At 65.5% G+C, this 2,472-nt stretch carries 3 protein-coding genes; all 3 read right to left on the bottom strand.

Features of this window, described 5'->3' with window-relative positions; all coding sequences use genetic code 11:
• Window positions 1-12: 12 nt before the first annotated feature.
• From tnpC to tnpA, 3 genes are read right to left on the bottom strand one after another with little or no spacing between them, the layout of a single operon-like run.
• Window positions 13-1,536: an IS66 family transposase gene (gene tnpC / locus NN5_RS24510; RefSeq protein WP_067739289.1), complete on the bottom strand. Its 1,524-nt coding sequence runs from the start codon at window positions 1,534-1,536 to the stop codon at window positions 13-15.
• A 32-nt stretch (window positions 1,537-1,568) separates the two neighbouring features.
• Window positions 1,569-1,937, bottom strand: coding sequence for an IS66 family insertion sequence element accessory protein TnpB (tnpB, locus tag NN5_RS24505; protein WP_067739286.1), 369 nt, complete (start codon window positions 1,935-1,937; stop codon window positions 1,569-1,571).
• Window positions 1,934-2,386, bottom strand: coding sequence for an IS66-like element accessory protein TnpA (gene tnpA, locus NN5_RS27385; RefSeq protein ID WP_067739284.1), 453 nt, complete (start codon window positions 2,384-2,386; stop codon window positions 1,934-1,936). The genes tnpB and tnpA overlap by 4 nt, the downstream gene beginning before the upstream one ends.
• Window positions 2,387-2,472 lie beyond the last annotated feature (86 nt).

Here is a 2,472-nt window from a genome sequence, read left to right as displayed (position 1 = left end):
TAAGCGGTGTTCTCAGCCCACGGCGGTCCAAGGCATGAGTTCGGCGACGCCGTTTGCCGGATGACCGTTGGCCAGCCTGGCCAGTGTATCGGTCAGCCAGATGTGCGGGTTGATGCCGGAGAGCTTGCAGTTTTCGATGAGCGTGGCGATCACCGCCCAGTTGTCGCCGCCTTCGTCGGAACCGGCGAACAGGGCATTCTTCCGGTTCAGCGCTAGGGGTCGGATAGAGCGTTCAACGGTGTTGCTGTCGAGGTCGACGCGGCCATCGTCGAGGAAGCGTGACAGTCCATCCCAGCGGGTGAGCGTGTAGCGGATCGCTTCGCCAAGTTTGCTTTTGGCGCTGACCTGGCGATTGCGGGCTTCGAGATACTGGCGAAGATCGTCGACGATGATGCGGCTGCGGTCGTGGCGAACAGCCCGGCGTTGCTCCGCCGAAAATCCTCGCACCTCATCCTCGATGGCATAGAGCAAGGCGACGCGACGCAGCACTTCGGTAGAGACCGGCGATGTATCGCTCAGTTCGTAGAACTTGCGGCGCACGTGCGCCCAGCAGAAAGCGAGGCCGATCTGGTTGCGCCGCCGGGCGAGCGCGGCATAGCCGCCATAGCCATCGACCTGCAGGATGCCGGCAAAATCGCCGAGATGCGCTTCGGCTCGCTCGCCCTTGCGGTCGGCGGCGTAGACATAGGCGACCATCGGCGGATCACCGCCGCCCCAAGGGCGATCGTCGCGGGCATAGGCCCATAGCTGGCCGGTCTTGGTCCGCCCGCGGCCCGGATCGAGCACCGGCGCGGTGGTCTCATCCGCAAAAAGCCGTTCTGATCGTCGCAATCGCTCGAGGATGTGGTCGCGCAAGGGACGCAGGTACCATGCTGCCCGCCCGACCCAGTCTGCCAGGGTGGATCGATCAAGCTGGATGCCTTGCCGGGCGTAGATCTGCGCCTGGCGGTACAGCGGTAGATGATCGGCGTACTTGGCGACCAGCACCTGTGTGATCAGCGCTTCGGTGGGAATACCGCCTTCGACGATCCGTGCCGGTGCCGGGGCCTGCACAATGGTGCTCTCGCACGAGCGGCAGCCGTAGCGTGGGCGGCGGGTGACGAGGACGCGGAAGGTGATAGGCACGACGTCGAGGCGTTCGGCCACGTCTTCGCCGATCTGGTGGAGCGCCCCACCACAGCAGGGGCAGGTCTTGTCTTCCACATCGACGACCTGCTCGATCCGCTCGAGATGGGCCGGGAGCGAACCGCGGTTAGTCTTGCGCGGTCGCTCGGCCGGCGCACGGCTCGCCTTGGCGCAGGCATGCTCCGCCTCGGCCAGCGCCGTTTCGACTTCCTCCAGGGCGAGCTCGAACTGATCGGGGTCGAGCTGCTCCGAACGACGTCCGAAACGGTGGCGTTGCAAGGCGTCGATGATCGCCTGCAGGCGTTCGACTTCAGCCCGGAAAACCTTGAGTACATCGAGCTCGCGGGCCTGTTCGAGGACCAGCGCACGCAGCGCTTCGACATCGTTGGGAAGGTCCGCTTCCAAGAGCATGAAAGGCAGTGAATCAGTAGGCGAAGGCCTCGTCAACCGGCAATCTGCGGGGCCATGGGGCGGCGTCCGCCATGCACCCGCCGCCAGTCCAGACCCTCCAGAAGCGCGCCGAGTTGCGCCGAGGTCAGGCGCATCACTCCGTCCTGAATACCCGGCCACTTGAAGCCGCCGGACTCGAGCTTCTTGGCCATCAGACACAGGCCGGTCCCGTCCCACCAAACCAGCTTGATCCGGTCCGCGCGCTTGGCGCGGAAGACGTAGATCACGCCCGAGTAGGGATCGCCGCCGTACTCGGCGCCAACGAGCGCCGCCAGCGCGTCTGGCCCCTTGCGGAAATCCACCGGGCGCGTCGCAACCATCACGCGCGCGCCAGCGCCCATAGTACCACTGGGTCCGATCATCGTGTTGCCCTGAGGGCTTCGATCACTGCGGAAATCACGCCAGCATCGGCATCGCGGCCGATCTTCACCGCCACCCCGTCGATCTCCAGTTCGACGGCTGCAGCCGCGGTGCGACGTCGACGGCGGGAACGCCGCGTGGGAGCAGGATCTGGCACCGCGCTGGGTTCGATTACGGCGGGCACGAACGCGACCGCTTCCGGCTCTGCCAAAGGCAGGACCACACCTTCGGCCTCAAGCCGCTTCCGCAAATCCCGCCGCCATGCGTAAACCTGCGAAGGATCGAGCCCATGCCGGCGAGCAACGGCACTGACACCCTCCCGACCCGAATAGCACTCCGCGACAATCGAGGCCTTCACTTCGGGCGGCCAATCCCGCCGCTTGCCCGCGCCCGTAAAGACCTCGAACCGCTGCGCCCCCTTGCTCGCAGGATCATCACCCGAGATTATCATAGTAGCAGCGCACTCCCGCCCAATCAGGGCGCGGAAACTCGGCGCTACGCTTCAACCGCGCAAGGTGGGCACGGAACAGCGCTTAC

The sequence above is a fragment of the Novosphingobium naphthalenivorans NBRC 102051 genome (assembly GCF_001590985.1).
Lineage (GTDB): Bacteria > Pseudomonadota > Alphaproteobacteria > Sphingomonadales > Sphingomonadaceae > Novosphingobium > Novosphingobium naphthalenivorans.
This window is presented reverse-complemented; position numbering and strand designations above follow the sequence as displayed.